The sequence below is a fragment of the Curtobacterium sp. MCBA15_009 genome (assembly GCF_001864895.1).
Classification (GTDB): domain Bacteria; phylum Actinomycetota; class Actinomycetes; order Actinomycetales; family Microbacteriaceae; genus Curtobacterium.
The window spans coordinates 198,347-220,117 of sequence record NZ_MJGO01000041.1; the positions used below are offsets into that span (position 1 = coordinate 198,347).

Annotated in this window: 20 protein-coding genes; 13 read left to right on the top strand and 7 right to left on the bottom strand. The window is 72.4% G+C overall.

Features of this window, described 5'->3' with window-relative positions:
• Positions 1-127: 127 nt before the first annotated feature.
• Positions 128-985 carry an acyl-CoA thioesterase gene (locus BIU97_RS16640; protein ID WP_083404687.1) on the bottom strand — a complete coding sequence of 286 codons (858 nt, stop codon included), beginning with the start codon at positions 983-985 and terminating at the stop codon, positions 128-130.
• Between the two features lie 68 nt (positions 986-1,053).
• Between BIU97_RS16640 and BIU97_RS16645 the strand changes: the two genes are divergently transcribed.
• Both BIU97_RS16645 and BIU97_RS16650 read left to right on the top strand, forming a co-directional pair.
• Positions 1,054-1,755: a hypothetical protein gene (locus BIU97_RS16645; RefSeq protein WP_071257138.1), complete on the top strand. Its 702-nt coding sequence runs from the start codon at positions 1,054-1,056 to the stop codon at positions 1,753-1,755.
• Between the two features lie 37 nt (positions 1,756-1,792).
• A complete protein-coding gene (locus BIU97_RS16650) occupies positions 1,793-2,635 on the top strand; it encodes an NAD-dependent epimerase/dehydratase family protein (RefSeq protein ID WP_071257141.1) in 843 nt (280 codons plus the stop codon).
• A gap of 85 nt (positions 2,636-2,720) precedes the next feature.
• Here the strand turns inward: BIU97_RS16650 and BIU97_RS16655 are convergent, their stop codons facing one another.
• The 3 genes from BIU97_RS16655 to pepN all read right to left on the bottom strand — a co-directional run bounded on the left by BIU97_RS16655 (position 2,721) and on the right by pepN (position 6,918).
• Positions 2,721-3,182: a globin gene (locus BIU97_RS16655; protein ID WP_254783026.1), complete on the bottom strand. Its 462-nt coding sequence runs from the start codon at positions 3,180-3,182 to the stop codon at positions 2,721-2,723.
• Entirely contained in the window at positions 3,179-4,243 is a 1,065-nt protein-coding gene (locus tag BIU97_RS16660; protein ID WP_071257143.1) for a mechanosensitive ion channel family protein, read from the bottom strand. Before BIU97_RS16660 ends, BIU97_RS16655 begins: the two co-directional genes overlap by 4 nt.
• A gap of 77 nt (positions 4,244-4,320) precedes the next feature.
• On the bottom strand, positions 4,321-6,918 hold the full coding sequence (pepN, locus tag BIU97_RS16665; protein WP_071257148.1) for an aminopeptidase N: 2,598 nt from the start codon (positions 6,916-6,918) through the stop codon (positions 4,321-4,323).
• 245 nt (positions 6,919-7,163) lie between these two features.
• Between pepN and BIU97_RS16670 the strand changes: the two genes are divergently transcribed.
• Positions 7,164-7,724 carry a mycothiol-dependent nitroreductase Rv2466c family protein gene (locus BIU97_RS16670; protein WP_254783033.1) on the top strand — a complete coding sequence of 187 codons (561 nt, stop codon included), beginning with the start codon at positions 7,164-7,166 and terminating at the stop codon, positions 7,722-7,724.
• Positions 7,725-7,854: 130 nt separating this feature from the next.
• On the opposite strand, the gene BIU97_RS16675 is transcribed toward BIU97_RS16670, so the two are convergent.
• The gene (locus BIU97_RS16675; protein ID WP_071257150.1) at positions 7,855-8,373 is read right to left on the bottom strand and encodes a GNAT family N-acetyltransferase; all 519 of its coding nucleotides are present in this window, start codon (positions 8,371-8,373) and stop codon (positions 7,855-7,857) included.
• Between BIU97_RS16675 and BIU97_RS16680 the strand changes: the two genes are divergently transcribed.
• From BIU97_RS16680 to BIU97_RS16690, 3 genes are read left to right on the top strand one after another with little or no spacing between them, the layout of a single operon-like run.
• Positions 8,372-8,980 carry an XRE family transcriptional regulator gene (locus BIU97_RS16680; RefSeq protein WP_071257158.1) on the top strand — a complete coding sequence of 203 codons (609 nt, stop codon included), beginning with the start codon at positions 8,372-8,374 and terminating at the stop codon, positions 8,978-8,980. The two genes, BIU97_RS16675 and BIU97_RS16680, sit on opposite strands and share 2 nt — an antisense overlap.
• A 22-nt stretch (positions 8,981-9,002) precedes the next feature.
• Entirely contained in the window at positions 9,003-9,491 is a 489-nt protein-coding gene (locus tag BIU97_RS16685; RefSeq protein WP_071257160.1) for a ribose-5-phosphate isomerase, read from the top strand.
• A 19-nt stretch (positions 9,492-9,510) separates the two neighbouring features.
• Positions 9,511-10,440: an Fpg/Nei family DNA glycosylase gene (locus tag BIU97_RS16690; RefSeq protein WP_071257162.1), complete on the top strand. Its 930-nt coding sequence runs from the start codon at positions 9,511-9,513 to the stop codon at positions 10,438-10,440.
• Positions 10,441-10,446: 6 nt separating this feature from the next.
• Here BIU97_RS16690 and BIU97_RS16695 read toward each other — a convergent pair whose 3' ends face one another.
• Together BIU97_RS16695 and BIU97_RS16700 are read right to left on the bottom strand one after the other, a co-directional pair.
• Positions 10,447-11,931 carry an amidohydrolase gene (locus tag BIU97_RS16695; RefSeq protein ID WP_071257164.1) on the bottom strand — a complete coding sequence of 495 codons (1,485 nt, stop codon included), beginning with the start codon at positions 11,929-11,931 and terminating at the stop codon, positions 10,447-10,449.
• Complete coding sequence (locus BIU97_RS16700; RefSeq protein WP_071257167.1) at positions 11,928-12,554, bottom strand: FMN-binding negative transcriptional regulator; 627 nt, start codon at positions 12,552-12,554, stop codon at positions 11,928-11,930. Before BIU97_RS16700 ends, BIU97_RS16695 begins: the two co-directional genes overlap by 4 nt.
• Before the next feature lie 180 nt (positions 12,555-12,734).
• On the opposite strand from BIU97_RS16700, the gene BIU97_RS16705 reads away from it, so the two are divergent.
• The 7 genes from BIU97_RS16705 (at position 12,735) to BIU97_RS16735 (ending at position 21,300) form a co-directional block, all read left to right on the top strand.
• Positions 12,735-14,324, top strand: coding sequence for a peptide ABC transporter substrate-binding protein (locus tag BIU97_RS16705; protein ID WP_071257169.1), 1,590 nt, complete (start codon positions 12,735-12,737; stop codon positions 14,322-14,324).
• A 16-nt stretch (positions 14,325-14,340) separates the two neighbouring features.
• Entirely contained in the window at positions 14,341-15,744 is a 1,404-nt protein-coding gene (locus BIU97_RS16710; RefSeq protein WP_071257171.1) for a M14 family zinc carboxypeptidase, read from the top strand.
• Positions 15,744-16,685 (top strand): ABC transporter permease, encoded by a 942-nt coding sequence (locus BIU97_RS16715; protein ID WP_071257744.1) that lies wholly within the window; start codon positions 15,744-15,746, stop codon positions 16,683-16,685. The genes BIU97_RS16710 and BIU97_RS16715 overlap by 1 nt, the downstream gene beginning before the upstream one ends.
• On the top strand, positions 16,682-17,572 hold the full coding sequence (locus BIU97_RS16720; protein ID WP_071257173.1) for an ABC transporter permease: 891 nt from the start codon (positions 16,682-16,684) through the stop codon (positions 17,570-17,572). The genes BIU97_RS16715 and BIU97_RS16720 overlap by 4 nt, the downstream gene beginning before the upstream one ends.
• A gap of 103 nt (positions 17,573-17,675) precedes the next feature.
• Positions 17,676-19,085, top strand: coding sequence for a serine hydrolase (locus tag BIU97_RS16725; protein WP_071257176.1), 1,410 nt, complete (start codon positions 17,676-17,678; stop codon positions 19,083-19,085).
• Positions 19,082-19,651 carry a GbsR/MarR family transcriptional regulator gene (locus tag BIU97_RS16730; protein ID WP_071257178.1) on the top strand — a complete coding sequence of 190 codons (570 nt, stop codon included), beginning with the start codon at positions 19,082-19,084 and terminating at the stop codon, positions 19,649-19,651. Before BIU97_RS16725 ends, BIU97_RS16730 begins: the two co-directional genes overlap by 4 nt.
• On the top strand, positions 19,648-21,300 hold the full coding sequence (locus BIU97_RS16735; protein ID WP_071257180.1) for a dipeptide ABC transporter ATP-binding protein: 1,653 nt from the start codon (positions 19,648-19,650) through the stop codon (positions 21,298-21,300). The genes BIU97_RS16730 and BIU97_RS16735 overlap by 4 nt, the downstream gene beginning before the upstream one ends.
• The last annotated feature ends 471 nt before the right edge of the window (positions 21,301-21,771 follow it).

Below are 21,771 nucleotides of genomic sequence, written 5' to 3' on the forward strand. Positions count from 1 at the left end.
GGGCCGCGCCGGGCACACCGGCACCGACGCGGGGACCGGCACCGGCACCGGCACCGGCGCGGGGACCTACACCGGGACCGGCGCCGACGCGGGCACCGGTCGGGACCCGCGGGTGGCCCCGCAGGGGTCAGCGCGGTACCCGCATCATGCCCTCCTGCGCCACGGTGGCGAGCAGCCGTCCGTCGCGCGAGAACATCCGGCCGAGCGCCAGGCCTCGTCCGCCCTGTGCGCTGGGGGACTCCTCGACGAAGAGCACCCAGTCGTCGGCCCGGCCGTCGCGGTGCCACCACATCGCGTGGTCGAGGCTCGCGCTCTTCACGCCGGGCGTGCCCCAGGCGACACCGTGGCGGCGCATGATCGGTTCGAGGATCGACAGGTCGCTCGCGTAGCCGAGCACCGCGCGGTGCAGGGCGCGGTCCTCGGGCAGGTCGCCCTGCACGCGGAACCACACGGCCTGGTGCGCCACGTGCTCGCCCTGCACGTCGACGAACACGGGACCCTCGACGTGGCGCAGGTCGATGGAGCGCTCGGCCCATGCCTGCGCGACCGGGTGGTCGATCGCGGACAGGATCGATGCCGCCGACGGCAGGGACTCCGGGTCGGGGACGTCCACCGGGACGGCGTCCTGGTGCTCGACCCCGGTGTCGGGCGCCTGGAACGAGGCGATCATCGAGAAGATCGGCACCCCCTGCTGGTACGCCTGCACGCGGCGGGTCGCGAACGACCGGCCGTCGTGGATGCGCTCGACGCCGAACGTGATCGGGGCGTCGATGTCGCCGGGGCGCAGGAAGTAACCGTGCATCGAGTGGATGTCGCGGCCCTCGATGGTGGCCTGCGCGGCGACGATGCACTGCGCGAGCACCTGACCGCCGAACACCCGCCCGCCGGGTGACCAGTGGCTGACGCCGGTCAGGATGGTCTCGCCGGTGCTCGCGCCCGTGTCCTCGAGTCGCAGGGTCCGCAGGAAGTCCGGTTCTCCGTTCACGTGGTGCAGTCTACGAACGGCGGACGGACCCGGTGCACCCGGGCACGGCCGGTAGGATCGGAGCCGACATGAGCACCTCGTTCACGCTTCCCGACGCCGCCTCACTGGGTGACCTCCGCACCTACCTCGGGCGGGCAGCCCGGATCGAGGACGGTTCGGTGCGGCTCATCGCCGACTCCGGTGTCCTCGCGGTGTACACGGCGATCCTCTACCCGCTCGGCCTGCTCGACGAGCTGCCGACCGTGCTGGGGCTGCGCACGTTCTCGTTGACGGAGCCCGCGACGATCGACGTCGTCGTGCCGTTGCAGTCGCTGCTCGAGCGGCTCCGCCTGCTGGCCGAGGCGCAGGACGCCGAGCACGCCGAGGGTGCCGACCCGACGCGGGCGACCCCGATCGAGGTCGAGCTCCCGCACGAGGTCCACACGGTGACGTGGGCGGCCATCTCGCCGCCGCGCGGCGGGTGGGTGCCCCTGCCGGACGTCTCGCCGGAGCTCCTGCGGCGCGCCACGCGCGACGGCATCACCGAGGTCGCCGAGGCCGTGCCGTCGAACGCCGGCGAGGCCATCGTCCGCAAGGTCCGCTCCGAGGTCTGGGGGCGACCGGTTCCGGGCATCGAGCACCTGCCCGCCGGGGCCGGGTTCGCCGGCGAGAGCCTGGGGTTCCTCGGGCACGACCCGGTCCGGCTGTTCGAGACCGGTCCGTGGAGTCGGCTCACGACGTCGCGCGGGCACGTGCTCGTGAAGCGTCGCGCCTGGACGCTCTCCCTCTGACGGGCACCGCTCCGACCGCCGGTGGTTGGGTGGGGGCATGCACGTCTTCCTCACCGGCGCGTCCGGCTTCATCGGCTCCTCCGTCCTGCGTGCGCTGGTGGCGCACGGGCACGACGTCACCGCCCTCGTCCGTTCCGACGAGAAGGCGCAGCGCGTCCGTGACGCCGGGGGCGACGCGGTCGTCGGCGACCTGACCGACGCCGCGGTCGTCGACCGCCTGCTGCAGGAGCACGACGGTGTGGTGCACACCGCGTCGGCGCCCGACGTCGACCCGGACTTCGTCCGCGCGGTCCTCGCGGCGTTCGACGGCACCACGAAGCCCTTCGTGCACACCGGCGGCGTTTTCACCTTCGGCGACTCGACGGACATCTCCGAGCAGTCGCCGGTCGACCCGCCCGCGCTGACCGCGTGGCGGACCGCGAACGAGGCCGCCGTCCGGGCGAGCGCCGTGCGCACCACGATCGTCGCGCCGGGCATCGTGTACGGGCACGGCGGCGGCATCCCCACGATGTTCGTCGGCGACGGCGAGGAACCGGTGCGGCTCGTCGGTGACGGGTCGCAGCGCTGGACCACGGTGCAGGTCGACGATCTCGGTGAGCTCTACGTCCTCGCCCTGGAACGCGCCGAGCAGGACGGCTCCGTCGTCGCCGTGAACGGGGACGCCCCGACGGTGCGCGAGCTCGCCGAGGCCGGCGCACACGGCTCGCCGGTGGTCCCCGAGAGCGCCGACGACAGCCGCGCACGCCTCGGGGCCGACTTCGCCGACGCACTGCTCCTGCACCAGGAGGCGACGGGCGCGCACGCGCGCGCCGCGTACGGCTGGGCCCCGGCCGGCCCGTCACTGGTCGCGGACCTGGCGGACGGGTCCTACCGGGTGTGAGGTGACCGGGTGGCGGGCGGGAGGCCCGTGGTCGTGTCCGCCACGGGCCTCCCGGCCGTCACGGACCGCGGCAGACCGCCGGGCGTCAGTCGAACGTGTTCGTCATGGCGTGCGCGGCTCGGTCGAGGTACGCCCAGAGCTCGGCTTCGTCGAGGGGCGCGAGTCCGAGCGACTCGACGGCCGTGCGCATGTGCTGCAGCCAGTGCTCGCGTGCCTCCGACGTGATGCGGAAGGGCATGTGCCGCATCCGCAGGCGGGGGTGCCCGCGCTCCTCGCTGTAGGTGCCCGGCCCGCCCCAGTACTGCTGCAGGAACGACGACAGCCGCCAGATCGCGCCGTCGAGGTCGTCGGCCGGGTACATCGGCCAGATCACGTCGTCCTGCTGCACGCCCTCGTAGAAGCGGCGGACCAGACGGTCGAAGGTGGGTGCCCCGCCGATGCGGTCGAACAGCGACCCGGTGGCGGCGGCCCCGTTCGCGCCGACGCGCAGTGTGATCGGCTGCCCCGGGGTGCCGGGCATGCCGTTCGGCGACGTGGGGTCGGTCATCTGGCGTCGTTCCCGTCGTCGGGTCGGTCGGTCTGGGCCGGCTTGCCGAGCAGGGTGCGCCGGGGGCGGCGGGGCTGCGTCGGAGCGGGGGTGGGCTGCGTGCGGACGGTGCGCAGGCCGTTGATCGAGGTGGCGTTCTCCCAGCCCTCGGGCATGATCATCGCCATCGCGGGGAGGGTGATGCCGAGCTCGTCGACGGCGCGCTTCAGACGGGTGCGGAGCTCGCGGCCGACGACGTCGAGCTCGGAGGCACGGGTCTTCACGACGAGCCGGAACACCATGCCGTCGTCGGAGATCGACTGCAGCCCCCAGATCTCCGGCTTCTCGACGATCCGCTGGCGCCAGCGGGGCTCCTGCGACATTGTGACCGCGGCCCGGAGCAGGGCGTCCTGCACGGCGTCGATGTCGGTGTCGTAGGGGACCGTGATGTCGACGAGCACGCGCGACCAGCCCTGCGACAGGTTGCCGACCCGCAGGATCTGCCCGTTCGGGACGAACCACAGGATCCCGTTGACGTCGCGGATCTGCATGACCCGCAGGCCGACGTTCTCGACCACGCCCGTGGCCTGGCCGGTGTCGACGACGTCGCCGACGCCGGCTTGGTCCTCGAGGATCATGAAGACGCCGGAGAGCAGGTCCTTGACGATCGACTGCGCGCCGACGGCGAGCCCGGCGGCGACGAGGGAGGCACCGCCGACGATCCCGACGGCGGCGTTCGGGATCGCGACCGGGATGATGATCGCCAGCGCGATGACCACCACGACGACCGTCGCGAGGTTCTCGAGCACGCTCCCGAGGGTCCGGGTGCGCTGGACCACGCGGGCGGTCTGCACCGGGGACGCGACGAGCGCCTGGGTGTCCTCGGCGCCCTGCCGCTTCTTCACGCCGTGCACGACGCGGTCGACGACCTGCTTGATCATGCGCCGGAGGAGCAGCCGCAGCACGATCGCCGCCAGGATCGTGATGACGATCGTGATGGGGACGTGCCAGGCGTCGACGAACTGGGTGAATGCGTTGGACGCCCACTTCGGGACGTCGGTGGTGTCTGCAGCCGAGATCATGTCCGGTCGATGGTAGGGGGACGGGGTGTGGTGTCCCTGGAGGAACGCCACACCCCGTCCGGGTGGGTGGATGCGGCTCAGGCGCCGGTGGTGTCCGCGCCGTCGGCGGCCTGCACGCGGAGCGCACGCTCGGTGCCCGCCAGGCTCTCGGTCACGATGCGGCGCAGGGCCGGCGTCTCCGGGTGCTCCTCGAGCCACGCCGCGGCGGCGTCACGGAGCTCGGTCGACGCGAGGGGCGCCGGGTAGAGGCCCGAGACGATGGTGTCCGCCATGTGGTAGCTCCGCTCGGCCCAGATGCGGGTGAGCACGGCGAAGTACTCCGGCACGAGGCCTTCGAGCACGACCGGGCTGTTCACGTGCTGGAACCCGACCGTGGTCTGCCGCACGATCGCGTTCGGCAGCTCGGCCGAGTCGACCAGCGACGAGAACGCGGCGAGCTTGCCCTCGGCCGTCGGGATCGTCGCCCGGGCGCGGGCCGCGGCCTGCTCACCGGACGCGGTCTTGTCGGCGGCGAGCTCGGCGTCGATCTCGGTGCCGGCAGCCGCACCCGCGAGCACGAGGCCCTCGAGCAGCTCCCAGCGCAGGTCGGTGTCGATCTCCAGGCCCTGCAGCGTGACGGACCCGTCACGCAGGCCCTGGAGCGTCGCGACGTGCTCGGGGGTGGACGGGATCTGCGCGAAGAACTTCACGAACTGGAACTGCGCGTCCGAGCCGGCCTCGGCGCTCGACGCCAGGTTCCACAGCGTGTCGCCGACCGTGCGGACCGTGGCGTCGACCCGCGCCGGTGCCACGTAGTTGCGGGCCGTGAGCAGCAGCTGCGAGAGCGTCGTGCGGATCGTCGTCGACTCGGTCTCGGTCGCGATGTTGCCGAGCACCAGGCGGACGTAGTCGCTCGCGGGCGACTCAGCGTCGCGCGTGGCGTCCCACATCGCACCCCACACGATGGAGCGGGCGAGCGGGTTCGCGATCGACGCGAGGTGCTCGATCGCCGTCGTGCGGGAACGCTCGTCGAGACGGATCTTGGCGTACGCCAGGTCGTCGTCGTTGAGGAGCACGAGGTCGCCGCGGTGCACGCCGACGAGCTCGGGGACCTCGGTGCGGGCGCCGTCGACGTCGATCTCGACGCGGTGGACCCGCTCGAGCGTGCCGCCGGCGGACGCGGCACCGGCGCCGAAGGGCGCGGACGCGTCGTCCTGGAAGGCGTAGACGCCGATCGCCAGACGGTGCGGACGGAGCGTCGGGTGGTCGGCGGGCGCTTCCTGCAGCACGGCGAACGACGTGATCGCGCCGGACTCGTCGACCTCGATCTCCGGGCGGAGTGTGTTCACCCCGGCGGTCTCGAGCCAGGCCTTCGACCACTCGGTGAGCTCACGGCCGCTCGTGGCCTCGAGCTCGACGAGCAGGTCGCGCAGCTCGGTGTTCGAGTGGTGGTGCTTCTTGAAGTACGCCGAGACGCCCGCGAAGAACGCGTCGATGCCGACCCACGCCACGAGCTGCTTCAGGACGGAGCCGCCCTTGGCGTACGTGATGCCGTCGAAGTTGACCTGGACGTCCTCGAGGTCGTTGATCGTCGCGACGATCGGGTGCGTCGAGGGGAGCTGGTCCTGGCGGTAGGCCCAGGACTTCTCCATCGCCTGGAACGTGGTCCACGCCTCGGTCCACTCGGTGGCCTCGGCGGTGGCGATCGTGGAGGCCCACTCGGCGAACGACTCGTTCAGCCAGAGGTCGTTCCACCACTTCATGGTGACGAGGTCGCCGAACCACATGTGGGCGAGCTCGTGCAGGATCGTGACGACCCGGCGCTCCTTGATGGCGTCGGTGACCTTCGACCGGAAGACGTAGGTCTCGGTGAAGGTGACGGCGCCGGCGTTCTCCATCGCGCCCGCGTTGAACTCCGGGACGAACAGCTGGTCGTACTTCTCGAAGGGGTAGGCGACGTCGAACTTCTCCTCGAAGTACGCGAAGCCCTTCTTCGTGGTCTCGAACACGTACTCCGGGTCGAGGTACGCGGCGAGGGACCGGCGCGCGAAGACGCCGAGGGGGATGGTGCGGCCGTCGCGGCTGGTGAGCTCGTCGCGGACGACCTCGTACGGGCCGGCGACGAGCGCCGTGATGTAGCTCGAGATGCGTGCGGTGGGCGGGAACGACCAGGTCGCGACGTCGCCGTCGACGTGCGGCTCCGGGGTGGGGGAGTTCGACACGACCTGCCAGCGCGACGGCGCGGTCACCGTGAAGGTGAACTCGGCCTTGAGGTCGGGCTGCTCGAACACCGCGAACATGCGGCGGGAGTCGGGCACCTCGAACTGCGAGTACAGGTAGACCTCGTCGTCGACGGGGTCGACGAAGCGGTGCAGCCCCTCGCCGGTGTTCGTGTACAGCGCATCGCTGACGACCACGAGCTCGTTCTGCTCCTGCAGGTCGTCGAGCTGGATCCGGACCCCGTCGTTCACCGCCGCCACGTCGAGGGCGGTGCCGTTCAGCGTGATCGAGTGCACCGTCGCGGTGATCGCGTCGATGAAGGTCGAGGCACCGGCCGTCGCGGTGAACCGGACGCGGGTGGTGCTGCCGAACGTCTCCGCACCGCGGGTCAGGTCGAGCTCGACGTCGTAGGTCTGCACGGCGACGACGCTCGCGCGCTCCTGTGCTTCGATTCGGGTGAGGTTCTCTCCGGGCACGCAACGCTCCATCTTCGCTGGGGACGCGGACGATCGGTGTCCGCGCGGGGGAGTCCCGGAGCGGCGTCGTGCACCGGCGGGACGATGGGCTCCAGCCTAGCGACGCCGCGTACGCTCACAGCGTGACCGAGACGACTGTGGACAACACGACCGAACCCGCCGCCGCACGCACCGCTGTGGAGAAGAGCACTGCGGAGAAGAGCACCGTGGAGTTCTGGTTCGACCCGAACTGCCCGTGGGCCTGGATGACGAGCCGCTGGGTCGACGAGGTCGCCCGGCACCGCGACCTCGACGTGACGTGGAAGGTGATGAGCCTGTTCGTCCTCAACGAGGACCAGGACGTGCCGGACACCTACCGCGAGCGCCTCGAGCAGGGCCAGGTGTACCCGCGGATCGTCACGGCGGCACGCCTGCGGAACGGCGACGAGATCGTCAAGCCGCTGTACGACGCGCTCGGCGAGCACATCCACCACCGCCAGGAGTCCGATCCCGCGCAGGTCGTCCCCGCGGTGCTCGAGGAACTCGGCCTGGACGCCGACCTGCTCGACCAGGCCTGGACGGACGAGGTCGACCAGGCCGTCCGTGCGAGCCACCAGGACGGCATCGACCGTGTCGGGCAGGACGTCGGCACCCCCGTGATCGCCGTCGAGGGCACCGCCTTCTTCGGCCCGGTCATCTCCCCGGCGCCGAAGGGCCAGGAGGCGCTCGACCTGTGGGACGGCGTCGTCGCGGTCGCGAAGTACCCGGGCTTCTTCGAGCTCAAGCGCTCGCGCACGGTCGGCCCGATCTTCGACACGACCGCCTGACGCCCGGGAACCAGGTTCCGGACACAGCACCGCGGTATCCCGTGGTTCCGTGTCCGGAACCAGGTTCCGTTCGTCGGTGCTCGCGGACGGCAGACGGGAGGCGCGGGTCGCCGCGGCCACGTCCGTTCCGTCAGGCGAGGGGCAGGCGCATGAGCGTCAGGTCGAGCCAGCGGTCGAACTTGCGTCCGACCTCGGGCACGACCGCGACCGCGCGGAACCCGAGCTGCTCGTGCAGGGCGATCGACCCGGTGTTCGTGCTGCAGATCCCGGCCATCATGACGTGCCGGCCCTCGGCGGTCGCCCGCCCGACGAGGGACCGCATCAGGGTCGAGGCGATGCCCCGGCCGCGGAACGACTCGACCACGTAGACGCTGTGCTCGACGGTCAGCCGGTACCCGTGGTGCGGCCGCCACTGTGAGTAGGTGGCGTACCCGGCCACGGTGCCGTCGACCTCGGCGACGAGCACGGGGTACCCGTCGCCCTGCCGTCCGGACAGCCAGCCGTCGAAGTACGACCGGGGGTGCGGTTCGTCCTGCCAGATGGCGGTCGAGTGCAGCACGGCGTCGACGTGCAGGGCGTGCACGACGTCGAGGTCGGCCGGGGTGCAGTCGCGGATCACGACCCCGTTCGTCGCATATGCTGTCGTCATGTCTCACATCGTAGACGACGACTCGGGTCTCGCGGAACGCGCCCTCGGCGAGCGGCTGCAGCGCCTCCGCACCGAGCGGCGGTGGAGCCTGACCGAGCTCGCCGAGGAGTCGGGTGTGTCCCGCGCCATGATCAACCGCGTCGAACGCGGGGTGTCGAGCCCCACGGCGACGATCCTCGGACGGCTGTCCGGTGCGTTCGGCCTGACGGTCTCGCAGCTCCTCGACGAGGCCCTGCAGCACGAGGTGCCCAGGGCGACCGATCCCGACGAGGCGCGCGGCGTCCAGCGCGGCGCGACCGCCGACTCCTGGACCGATCCCGACACCGGGTACCGCCGCCGTCCGGTCTCGAGCGCGGCGTTCCCCGCGGACGTCACCGAGGTGCGCCTCCCGGCCGGCCGCGAGGTGGCGTACCCGGCGTCCGCCTACGCGTTCCTGCGGCACTGCATCTGGGTGGTCGACGGGGTGCTCGAGCTCGTCGTCGGCGGCGAGCCGACGCGGCTCGGTGCGGGGGACCGGATCGAGCTCGGCGACCCTGCCGACGTGGTCTACCGGAACCCGGGCGAGACCGACGTGCGGTACGTCGTCGTCGTGGTCCGGGGGCAGTGACCGCGGGAATAGGATCGGAGCCATGCGCATCCACCTCGGAACGGACCACGCCGGCCTCGAGTTCAACCAGACCCTCGCCACCCACCTGACCGAGGCCGGGCACGAGGTCGTGGACCACGGGCCGACCGCGTACGACGCGCTCGACGACTACCCCTCGTTCTGCATCAACGCCGCGCACGCCGTGGTGCAGGACCAGCGCGCGGGCGTCCCGGCGCTCGGCGTCGTCTTCGGCGGCTCCGGCAACGGCGAGCAGATCGCCGCGAACAAGGTCGAGGGCATCCGGGCCGCGCTCGTCTGGAACGAGTCGACCGCGCTGCTCGCCCGCCAGCACAACGACGCCAACGTCATCTCGATCGGCGCCCGCCAGCACACCGAGGCCGAGGCGATCCGCTTCGTCGACCTGTTCATCGCCGAGCCGTTCTCCGGCGAGGAGCGCCACGCCCGTCGCATCGCGCAGCTCGCCGAGTACGAGACGTCCGGGCTGATCGCCGGCAGGCAGATCGATCAGTAAGGCCGAGTAGACAGGACGAATGCCCGAGGGTCACTCCGTCCACCGCATCGCCAACCAGTTCACCCGGCACTTCGTCGGCAAACGGTGCGAGGTGTCGAGTCCGCAGGGGCGGTTCGCCGCCGGGGCCGCGCAGCTCGACGGCAAGCGCATGGTCGCCGCGCGCGCCGTGGCCAAGCAGATGTTCCTGGAGTTCGAGGGCGACCTGTTCCTGCGCGTGCACCTCGGCCTGTACGGCGCGTGGGACTTCGCCGGCGTGATCTCGTCCGCCGAGGCGTTGTCCGAGGACGGCGACGGCGAGGAGTCCCTGGCCTCGATCGGCGCGCCCCGGCTCGCCCGGTACCGGATGGCCGAGCAGGAGAAGGTCGAGGACCCGATCGAGTCCTTCCCGCCGGACCCCGTCGGGCAGGTCCGGGTCCGGATCCTGACCGAGGACACCGTCGCCGACCTGCGCGGTCCGACCGCCTGCGTCGTCGAGACCCCGGCCGAGGTGCAGCAGGCGCTCGACAAGCTCGGCCCGGACCCGATCAACGACGACGGCCCCGAGGCCGAGCAGACCTTCGTGGACAACGTCCGGAAGCGCAACGTCGCCATCGGCCAGCTGCTCATGGACCAGTCGGTGGTCGCCGGGATCGGCAACATCTACCGCGCCGAGCTGCTGTTCCGGCAGCGCATCGACCCGTACAAGCCCGGCAAGAAGATCACCGTCAAGCAGGCGAAGGCGCTGTGGGCGGACTGGTCGAAGCTGCTGCACGACGGCGTCCGCGACGGCCTGATGATGACCATGGACGGCCTGTCCGACGCCGACCACAAGAAGGCGCAGCGCTCGCGGAAGGACCGGCACTGGGTCTACCACCGCCAGGGCGAGCCCTGCCGGGTGTGCGGCACCGAGATCCGGATGGCCGACATGGCCGGCCGCAAGCTCTACTGGTGCCCGAAGGACCAGAAGTAGCGCGCGTCAGAGCTCGCGGTGCGTGAACCGTCCGGCGATCGCGGTCGCGAGCACGTGCACGTCGCGCAGGGCCGCTGACGAGGCCGCCAGCGGATCGGACCCGACGAGCACCAGGTCCGCCACGTCGCCGACGGCCACCGTGGTGCGGCCGCCGTCGGTCGACCCGCGCCATGCCGTCAACGCGGTGAGCCGCTCCGCCGGGTGCCAGGGTCCGCGGCCGTCACGGTCGCGGCCGACCGCCGCGGCCATCGACACCCAGGGGTCGAGCGGTGCCACCGGGGCGTCGGACCCGAGCAGTAGTCGGGTGCCGGCCCGTGCGAGCGACGCGAAGGCGAAGGCCCGCTCGGTCAGGCCCGCCCAGTGCCGGTCGGCGACGTCGCGGTCGTCCATCGCGTGCTCGGGCTGCACCGACGCGGCGACGCCGAGCCGTGCGAACCGGTCGACGTCGGTGTCGGCGACCAGCTGGGCGTGCTCGATCGTGCCGCGTGCGCCGACGGCCTCGAAGACGTCGAGCGCGAGCGTGTTCGCCCGGTCGCCGATCGCGTGCACGGCGGGGACGAGCCCGCCGGCGACCGCGCGGCGGGTGATCGCGACGAGGTCGTCGAACGGCCAGGCCAGCACGCCGGACCCGTCGGCCATCGCCGCCGTCCTGGTGCCGAGCGACCCGTCGGTGATCACCTTGAAGGGCCCCATCGTCAGCAGGCCGCGGGTGCCCTCGACGACGTCGCCGGTCCGGAGCCCGCGCGCGAGCACCGCGTCGAGCTCGCCCGGGTAGACCCCGGAGGACACGCGCAGTCCGTCGGTCCCCGCGTGCACCCGGCGCACCCACCGGTCCAGGCCGAAGCGCATCTCGAGGTCGATGACGCGCGTCACCCCGCGGGCGGCGGCGGCCTCCACCGCGTCCGCCACCCAGCCGTCGAGCACGGCGTCCGGCACCTGCGACAGCGCGCCGGTGACGTCGAACGCGTCCTGCTCGCGCAGGACGCCGTCCTCGCCCGCCGGCAGCGGCCGGCCGAGCACGACCGCGAAGTGCGCGAGTGCGAGGGCGTTGCACCAGACCGCGTGCAGGTCGCCGCTGATGACGACGACCGGGAGGCCCGGTGCGGCCCCGTCGAGCAGCGCGCGTCGTGCGGGGCGCGGCCACATGCCGTCGCGGTAGCCGTGTCCGACGAGCACGCCGTCGGTCCCTCCGGTGCGCGCGGCCGCGGCGAGCAGGTCGGCGGTCGCCTCGGCCGAGTCGCAGCCGGAGACGTCGACCCGGCGGCGCGCCAGGGCCCACTGGTCGAAGTGCGTGTGGTGGTCGACGAGGCCCGGGCCGAGCCAGGCGCCCCCGGTCTCGACGACGTCGGTGTCCGGGCCGGCGGGGTCGAGCGTGCCGGCCGGCCCGACCTCGGACACCCGGCCGTGGACCACGCGGACGTCGGACGGCGCGCCGGAGGTGCCCACCCGCCGGACGGTGCGGAGCAGGACCTCCTGCGTCCCCGCCGTCACGGCCGGACCCGCTCGATCTCGTCGGCGAGCGCCGGCGACGCGTACGGGCCGTCGCCCCGCAGGCCGGCGAGGATCCGCTCGACGACCTCGGGGGCCTTGTTCTGCGAGAGCTTCGCGCGGGCGTCGACCCGGGTGACGCGGATCCGGATCCCGACGGTGCCCTTCGCCATCCGGCGGGCGGTCTCCTCGTCGACCTGCAGGGACACCGGCTCCGGCATGACGCGCTCGAAGTGGTCGACGAGTTCGCCGAGCACCCGGAAGTTCTCGTCGTCGGACAGGATCTCCGGCGTGCCCCACACGTGCGCGGTGACGTGGTTCCAGGTGGGGACGAACTGCTCCGGCGGGTACCAGGCGGGGGAGACGTAGCCGTGCGGCCCCTGGAAGACGACGAGCACCTCGTGCTGCCCGAGCTCATGCGCGACCTCGTCCGGGCGGCCGACGTGCGAGACGAGCACGAGGTCGTCCGGGTCCTCGTCGGGACGGGGCTCCTCGAGCAGGAACGGGTAGTGCGAGGCGACGATGCCCGATGCGGTGTGCGACACGATCGTGGCCCAGGGGTGCTCGGCGACGAGCCGCCGGACCTCGGCCGGGTCGGTCATCAGGAAGTGGGGTGTGTGCCGCATGCTCCGAGCGTGGCACAGCAGCCCGCCGGGGCGCGAGCGGCGGGGTTTCGGTCGTGTTTCAGCGCGGTAAAGGTTTCAGAGATCATTGAAACAAGTCTTGTGGTCGGGATTCGCCGGACCCTAGGTTCCTCGACAACGACGGCCGGGCAGGGACCCGGTCGCACCGATCGAGGAGCAATCATGCGACGCAGGACGATCACCGCGCTGGCCGCGGCCGCCACCGTGGTGCTGGTGGCCACGGGCTGTTCGGCCGGCGGGGACGCCGACTCCGCCGCCGGCGGCGGCAGCCTGGTCTACGCCACCGGGGAGCCCGACCACCTGACCCCGGGACGCCAGACCGTCGCGTTCACGCAGACCCTGGCCCTGTTCGCCCCGCTCACCGAGACCGACGCCGACGGCGAGCTCCAGGACGTCGCCGCCGAGAGCGTCACGAGCGACGACGCCACCACGTGGACGATCACGCTCCGCGACGGGTGGGAGTTCCAGAACGGCGAGCCCGTCACGCCCGAGAGCTACGTGAAGGCGTGGAACCACACCGCCTACGGGCCGAACGCCTGGGAGAACAGCGGCCAGCTCGCCGCGATCGTCGGCTACTCGGACCTCAACCCCGCGAAGGGCACCCCGACGACGAAGGAGATGTCCGGGCTGCGGGTCACCGGCGACGACACCTTCACCGTGACGCTCACCCACGCGGACAGCCAGTTCCCGCTGCAGCTCAGCCAGGCGCAGACCGCGTTCTACCCGATGCCCGAGGCCGCCTACGACGACCTGAAGGCCTACGACGCGAAGCCGATCGGCAACGGCCCCTACGAGATGACCGAGGCGCGGAAGGCGAACCAGGAGTTCACCGTCAGCGCCTGGTCCGGCTACCAGGGCACGAAGGCGAAGACCGACGAGGTCACCTTCCGGCCGTACTCGGACATGAACACCGCCTACACCGACGTCCTCGCCGGCAACGCGGACGTGCTGTTCCTGCCGACCGACAAGATGACGAGCGCCGACGCCGACTTCGGCGACCGGCTGCACTCGTTCGACGCCCCCGGCATCGACTACCTCGGCTTCCCGCTCTGGGACGACCGGTACGCCGACCCCGACGTCCGCCGCGCGATCTCGATGTCCATCGACCGCGACGAGGTGAACGACGCCATCTACGGCGGCCTGTACGAACCCGCCACCGCGCTCACCCCGCCGAACATGTCCGGCACGCAGGAGGGCATCTGCGGCGAGGCGTGCGAGTTCGACCCGGCGGCGGCCAAGCAGCTCCTGGCCGACGCCGGCGGGTTCGAGGGCTCGATCACGCTCGTGTACCCGGGCGGCAACGGCCTCGACTCGCTGTACGAGGCCTACGCGAACCAGATCCGGCAGAACCTCGGCGTCGACACCGAGGCTAAGGCCACCACCGACTGGGCGTCGTACTACTCGCAGCTCACCGACAAGGAGATCGAGGGCCCGCACTTCGGCCACTGGGGTGCCCTGTACGCCAGCCAGCAGAACACCCTCCGGGCGCTGTTCACCACCGCCGGCGGGTGCGCGCCCTGCACCGGGTACTACCAGTCCGACCAGGTCGACGAGCTCCTGGCGAAGGCGGACTCCGCCGGCTCCCAGGACGAGGCGAACGACTACTACGCCCAGACCCAGGAGGCCGTCCTGGCCGACTTCCCGGTCGTGCCGACCTTCTTCGACAAGTACTCGTACGTCGTCAGCGAGAAGATCGCGTCGCTGCCCGCCGTCGACGGCAGCCCGGTCGTCCCGCAGATCACCGTGCAGTAGGGACCGGCACCACCACATGGACCAGCGCACCGTCCTCCGCCTCGCGACCTCGGTCCCCGACCGCGACGGCTTCCCCCTCGTCGACGACCTGCACGCCCGGTTCGCCGCGCTCGCCGCGGCCCACCCGGACCGGGTCACGGTCACCCGCATCGGCACCAGCCGGCTCGGCGAACCGCTCCACAGCTACCGGATCGGGTCCGGGTCGCACGCCGCCGTCGTCGTCGGCGGCGTGCACCCGAACGAACCGATCGGCTCGTGGACAGCGCTGCACCTCGCCGAGACGATGGCCACCGACACCGCGACGGCCGACGCGCTCGACACCACCTGGCACGTCGTCCCGACCATCGACCCGGACGGCATGCGGCTCAACGAGGCGTGGTTCCACGACCCGCACGACCGGGTCCGGTACGCCCGGGGCTTCTACCGGCCCGCGCCCGACAGCCAGGTGGAGTGGACGTTCCCGAACAGCCACGGGTCGGTGTACTTCGACCAGGTGCTCCCAGAGACGCTCGCGTTCATGCGGCTCATCGACGACACCGAGCCCGAGCTGCTCGTGAGCCTGCACAACGGTGAGATGGGCGGCGTCTACTACTACCTGTCCGAGGACCTGCCCGACGTCATCGACACCCTGCACGCGGTCCCGGCCGCGCTCGGGCTGCCGCTCGACACCGGGGAGCCGGAGTCGCCGTACCTGCGCGCGTTCGCCCCCGCGGTGTTCGCGATGGAGGGCGTCGAGGCCGCGTACGACTACCTCGAGGGGCTCGGCATCGACCCCGGCGAGCACATCCACGGCGCCTCGAGCGCGGCGTGGGCGATGCGCCACGGGGCCCTGTGCCTGGTGGCGGAACTGCCGTACTGGAGCCACCCGGACGCCGACGACCAGACCCCGACGTCCGAGCCGTACGCCCACCTGCTCCGCCGGTGCGCCGACGCCCTCGGCGCCTCGGGCGCGGAGCTGCAGGAGGTCCTCGACGCCGCGACGCCGATGCTCACGATCGAGACGCCGTTCCTCGAGGGTTCCCGCGCGTTCATCCCGATGATCGGCGGGATGACCGACACCGACCGTGCCCGTGCCGACCGCGAGCCGGCGGAGCGGATGGCCACGGTCGCGGAGCGCTTCGGCTGCGAGGACCTGGTCCGCTGCTTCCGCCTGCGCTACGGCGGCATGCTGCTCCGCGCGCTCGAGGCCGAGACCGTCGCCGGCACCGCCCCTGCGCCGCTGCGGCGGCTCCGCGACCGCCTGGCGGAGCGCTACGCGGTCTGGCAGGCGGACGAGGCGACCGGCGCCGAACCGATCCCGATCAGCAAGCTGGTGGGGGTGCAGTACGGGGCGATCCTCGCCTGCGCGGCGCACGTGGCGGACCCGACCCGCGCCTCCCGACCGCAGCTGGTCACCACGGGACGGACGGGAGGCGCGTGATGCGCCCGGCGCTCGCCGTCGGCCGTCGGTTCGGCGGCCTGGTCGTGGTGTTCCTCGGGGTGACGTTCCTCATCTACGCGATGACCTTCGCGCTGCCGGGCGACCCGATCCGGGCGCTCGGCGGCGACCGACCGCTCAGCGACGCGGTCGTCCGCGCGCTCCGGGCCGAGTACCACCTCGACCAGCCGCTCTGGGAGCAGTACCTGCGGTACATCGGCGGGCTGTTCCGCGGCGACTTCGGCACCGACTTCAGCGGTGAGTCCGTCGGCGAGCAGATGGCCTCGCGGTGGCCGGTGACGGTCACGCTCGCGCTCACCGCGTGGGCGCTCGAGATCGTGCTCGGCATCGGACTCGGCGTGCTCTCCGCGCTGCGCCGCGGCACGGTCCTCGACAAGACCGTGCTCGTCGGCACGATCGTCGTCGGCGCGGTGCCGGTCTTCGTGCTCGGGGTCGCCCTGCAACTCGTGTTCTCGGTGCGGCTGCACTGGTTCCCGGTCGCCGGTGCGACCGCCGGGTGGCCCACCGCCTACGTGCTGCCGGCCCTCGTCATCGCCCTGTTCGGGCTGGCGGCGGTGTCGCGGCTGACCCGCACCTCGGTGATCGAGACGCTCGACGCCGACCACGTGCGCACCGTGCGGGCGAAGGGGCTGACCCCTGGTCGGATCGTCGGCGTGCACGTCATGCGGAACTCGCTCATCCCGACCGCCACCTACCTGGCGACCGACCTCGGCTACCTGATGGGCGGCACCGTCGTCATCGAGGGCATCTTCAACCTGCCCGGCGTCGGGAACCTGCTGTTCCAGGGCATCCGCTCGCACGAGGGCGCCGTCGTCGTCGGGATCTCGACCGCCCTCATCCTGGTGTTCCTCGTCACGAGCGTGCTCGTCGACCTACTGCACGCCGCCCTCGACCCCCGTGTCCGGACCGGAGCCGCCCGATGACCACCGCAGCCCTCAGCGCCACCGTCGAACCCGTCGTCGCCGGTCGCCGGCGCCCCCTGCTCGCCGTCGTCCGCACCCCCGGGTTCTGGCTGCCCGCCGGCGTCCTCGCGGTGGTGCTCCTCGTCGCCGCGTTCCCGCAGCTGCTCGCGGGGCTGTTCGGCCACGGCGACCCCCGCGCGTGCGACCTCGGCCGGAGCGGCGACGCCCCGACCGACGGCCACCCGTTCGGCTTCGACCTGCAGGGCTGCGACGTCTACGCCAACGTCGTGCACGGCACGCGGTCCTCGGTCGCCGTCGCCGTGCTCACCACGGTGCTCGCCGGAGTCGTCGCGGTCGTCGTCGGGACGGTCGCGGGCATGGTCGGCGGCTGGGTGGACGCCGCCCTCGCCCGGCTCACCGACGTGTTCCTCGGCTTCCCCTTCCTGCTCGGCGCCGTCGTGGTGCTCAACAGCGTGGGGGAGCGGTCGGTGCTGACGGTGTCGCTCGTGCTCGCCCTGTTCGGGTGGCCGACGATGGCCCGGCTCGTGCGGTCGAGCGTCCGCAGCGTCCGGAACGCCGAGTTCGTGCTCGCCGCCCGCACGATGGGGCTGTCCACCTGGCGGATCACGACCCGGTACGTGCTGCCCTCGTCGGTCTCGCCGCTCCTCGTGCTCGCGACCATCACCGTCGGCGGGGTCATCGTGTCCGAATCGACGCTCACCTACCTCGGCATCGGGCTCGAGCGGCCGGCGGTCTCCTGGGGGCTGCAGCTGTCCGCCGCCACCTCGCAGTTCCTCCGCGCCCCGCACATGCTCGTCGCGCCCGCGGCGTTCCTCGCCGTGACCGTGCTCGCCGTCATCGCCCTCGGCGACACCCTGCGCGCCGCGCTCGACCCACGCCGACGCTGACCCGCCGCGCGCGGCACCCGACCCGCGACGGTGTCGCGCGCGGCACTCGACCCGCATCGGTGTGGCGCGCAAGACTCGACGTACCGCTCTCGAAAGGACCACCGTGACCGACACCCTCGCCGCATACCGCACGACCCTGCCCTACGTCCACGACTGGGTGTCGTACAAGGTCTGGCAACTGCGCGTGCCCGGCGTGCAGGTCGCCGTCGGGTACGGCGGCGAGGTCCTGTTCGACGAGGCGTGGGGCCACGCCGACGTCGAGGCCGGGCGTCGCCTGACCACCACGGACCTGTTCCGCATCGCCTCGCACTCGAAGACCTTCACCGCGACGGCGCTGCTGCAGCTCGCCGAGCGCGGCGCCCTGCGCCTCGACGACACGGTCGGCACCCACCTGCCCGCACTCGTCGAGGGCGGTTCCCCGATCGCCGACGCGACCATCCGCGAGCTCATGGAGATGGGCGCCGGCGTCATCCGCGACGGCCACGACGGCGACTACTGGTCGCTCCTGCGGCCGTTCCCCGACGAGCAGGAGCTCCTCGCGCTCGTCCTCGACCGCGGCCAGAAGGTGCCGACGGGTTCGTCGTTCAACTACTCGAACCTCGGCTACTCGCTGCTCGGGCTCGTCATCGCGGCGGTCTCCGGCCGGTCGTACAACGACTTCGTCCGCGAGTCGATCACCGAGCCGCTCGGCCTGCGGAACACCGGTCCGGACTGGGACCCGACCCGTGCCGACGACTTCGTGGTCGGGTACACCGGCTTCCACACCGCGCGGCACCGGCAGCGCATCGACCACGTCGACACCCGGGCGATGGCTGCCGCGACCGGCTTCCACGGCACCGCGTCCGACCTGGTCCGGTACTTCTCCCAGCACGTCATCGGCCAGGGCACCCTGCTCGACGACCACTCGAAGCGCCTGGCGCAGCGCAAGGCCTGGAGCGCCACCGACGACCCGGCCGCCCGCGGCTACGGCGCCGGCTTCATCGTCGACCGCATCAACGGGCGTGAGGTCCGCGGCCACTCCGGCGGCTTCCCCGGCCACATCACGCAGTCGATGTTCGACCCCGCCTCCGGCCTCGTCGTGTCCGTGCTGACGAGCGCCGCCGCGGGGCCGGCGACGCTCATCGCGACCGCGATCATCGAGATGCTCGACGCCGCGGCCGACGCCGACGCACCCGGCACGCCCGTGCCCGACGACGTCGACACCGCTGCCTACACCGGACGCTTCGCGAACCCGTGGGGCGTCACCGACGTCGCCCGGATCGGCGACCGGCTCGTCCTGGTGGACCCGTCCGCACCGTCGCCGCTCGAGACCCCGACCCGGCTCGAGGTCGTCGACGCCGACACCCTCCGGATGACCCACGGCAACCGCTTCGGGTCGGTGGACGAGGACGTCACCTACGACCGTGCGGCCGACGGCACCGTCCGCTCGATCCGCGGCGGCGGCGGCATGTCCGAGGAACCGTGGACGATCCCGGTCGAGTCGCCCGAGGTGGCCGCAGGGCTCGCGTCGTGACCGGCCCGGGGGCGTCCACGGGGGAGACCGGCGGCGCCGACGACCGGCTGCTCGAGCCGGAACGGCAGGCCTTCGTCGAGGAGTTCGCCCTGATGCTCAACGACGCCGCGGGCATGCCCCTCACCGACGCCCGGGTGCTCGGCTACCTGCTGGTGACCCGCGCGCCGCACTCGTCCTCCGCCGACCTGCAGGCGGCCCTCGGCGCGAGCTCCGGGTCGATCTCGATGGCGACGCGACGGCTCGTCGAGACCGGGTTCGTGAAGCGCCACACCGTCCCCGGCGAGCGCAGCCACTACTTCCGCGCCGAGGCGGACGTCTGGGGCTCCTGGCTCGCGGGGGAGCGCAAGTACCTGGACCGGCAGCGCGACGTCATCGGCCGGGGGCTCGCGATCGTCGAGTCCGCCGGGCGCACCGCCGCGGGGGACGTGGACGCCGAGGTGCGCGAACGCCTGCTGAACGGCCGCGACTACATGCAGTGGCTGCAGGGCTACCACCACGAGATGCTCCAGGAGTGGGAGGCGTTCAAGGCCGCCCGCGACGACACCGACCGATCGGAGACCCCATGACCGACGTCCTGCACGTCGACCACCTCACCGTCACCTTCGACGTGGACGGCACCGAGGTGCGCGCGGTCGACGACGCCTCGTTCACGGTCGGTCGCGGCGAGGTCGTCGCCGTCGTCGGGGAGTCCGGGTCGGGCAAGAGCATGACGGCGATGACCGCGATGGGCATCGCCCCGGAGGGTGCCCGCGCCACCGGCAGCGTCCGCCTCGGCGACCTCGAGGTCGTCGGCGCCGACGAACGGGCCATGCGCGGGGTCCGCGGCCGCAGCGTCTCGATGGTCTTCCAGGACCCGTCGGCGGCGCTCGACCCGGTCTTCACCATCGGCTTCCAGATCGCCGAGTCCGTCCGCCGCGCCGACCCGGGTCTGGACCGTGCCGCCGTCCGCGCGCGCTCGGTCGAGCTGCTGCGCGCCGTCGAGGTGCCGGATCCGGAGCGTCGACTGCGGCAGTACCCGCACGAGCTCTCCGGCGGTCAGGCGCAGCGGGTGATGATCGCGATGGCGCTCGCCGCCGACCCGGACCTGCTCATCGCCGACGAGCCCACCACGGCGCTCGACGTCACGGTGCAGGCCGAGGTGCTCGACGTCATCCGCGCGCTCCGGGAGCGCACCGGCACCGCGGTCCTGCTCATCACCCACGACATGGGCGTCGTCGCCGACATCGCCGACCGGGTGGTCGTCATGCGCCGTGGTCGCGTCGTCGAGACGGGCACGGTGGGCGCCGTCTTCGCCGCGCCGACCGCCGAGTACACGCGCGACCTGCTCGCCGCGGTCCCGCGCATGGGCACCGGGTCCGGTGGGGAGGCCCGGCTCGGCCCCGCCGCGACGCCCCCGTCGCCCGTCCTCGACGTCCGACACCTCGTGGTCGAGTACGGCGGTGCCCTGAGCGGCCGCTTCCGCGCCGTCGACGACGTGTCGTTCTCGGTGGAGCGCGGCGAGATCGTCGGACTCGTGGGGGAGTCCGGCAGCGGGAAGACGACCATCGGCCGGGCCGCCGTCGGCCTCGCGCCGATCACGTCCGGCTCCGTCGTGGTCGACGGCACCGACGTGGCGGGAGCCGGCCGCGTCGGCCGACGCGCGATGCGACGGCACGTCGGTGTCGTGTTCCAGAACCCGCTCCGCTCGTTGAACCCCCGGTACACGGTCGGGCAGACCGTCGCCGAGCCGCTCCGGCAGATCCTGCGCCTGCCGACGCCGCAGGTCGACGAGCGGGTCGACCGGCTGCTCGCCGACGTCGGACTCGACGGCGGCTTCCGCGAGCGCTACCCGCACGAGCTCTCCGGCGGCCAGCGGCAACGTGTCGCGATCGCCCGCGCGGTGGCGCTCGACCCCGCCCTGCTCATCGCCGACGAGCCGACGAGCGCCCTCGACGTCTCCGTGCAGGCCCGGGTGCTCGACGTCTTCCGCGAGCTGCAGGAACGCCTGGGCTTCGCCTGCCTCTTCGTCACCCACGACCTGGCCGTCGTCGACACGCTGTGCGACCGGGTCGTCGTGCTGCACCACGGGACGATCGTCGAGCAGGGAACACGCGACGCCGTCCTGCGGTCGCCGAGCGACCCGTACACGCGGCGGCTCGTGCAGGCGGCTCCGGTGCCGGACCCCGACGAGCAGGCGGCGCGGCGTGCGGTCCGCCTCGCCGAGCGGGTCGGTTGAGCACTCGGCTGGACAACCGGTGCAACAACACGGCGGCTGACGGTCTCGGTTCGTGAACTCCGGGGTTCGTGAACCGAGAACGTCAGAGGCTGGGGGATGACCGCCACCGCGCGCTGGCCTGGCGCCGTCCGCACAGCCCGGATCCCGCTGGAGCCGAATCTGACCCGCCCCGCCCTGCCCCAACCCGCCCGGTGACTGTGACTGTGGTGGTGGCGGCTGCGGTTGCAGTGGCAGTGGCAGTGGCAGTGGCAGTGGCAGTGGCAGTGGCAGCGGCGCTGGCAGCGTCGGTGACGCCCGTTGCAGGCCCTCCACCCGGTGCACTCCGCCGCCCGATCGTCCTGGATGCGGGGGTCCTGCGCAACTGACGGTTCTGGTTGGTGAATCGTGGGATCCGTGTACCGCGACCGTCATCGGCGGCTGGTGATGATCGCTTCCCGTGTTGCTTCGTCTGCCGCAGGGGAGCACGTCTCC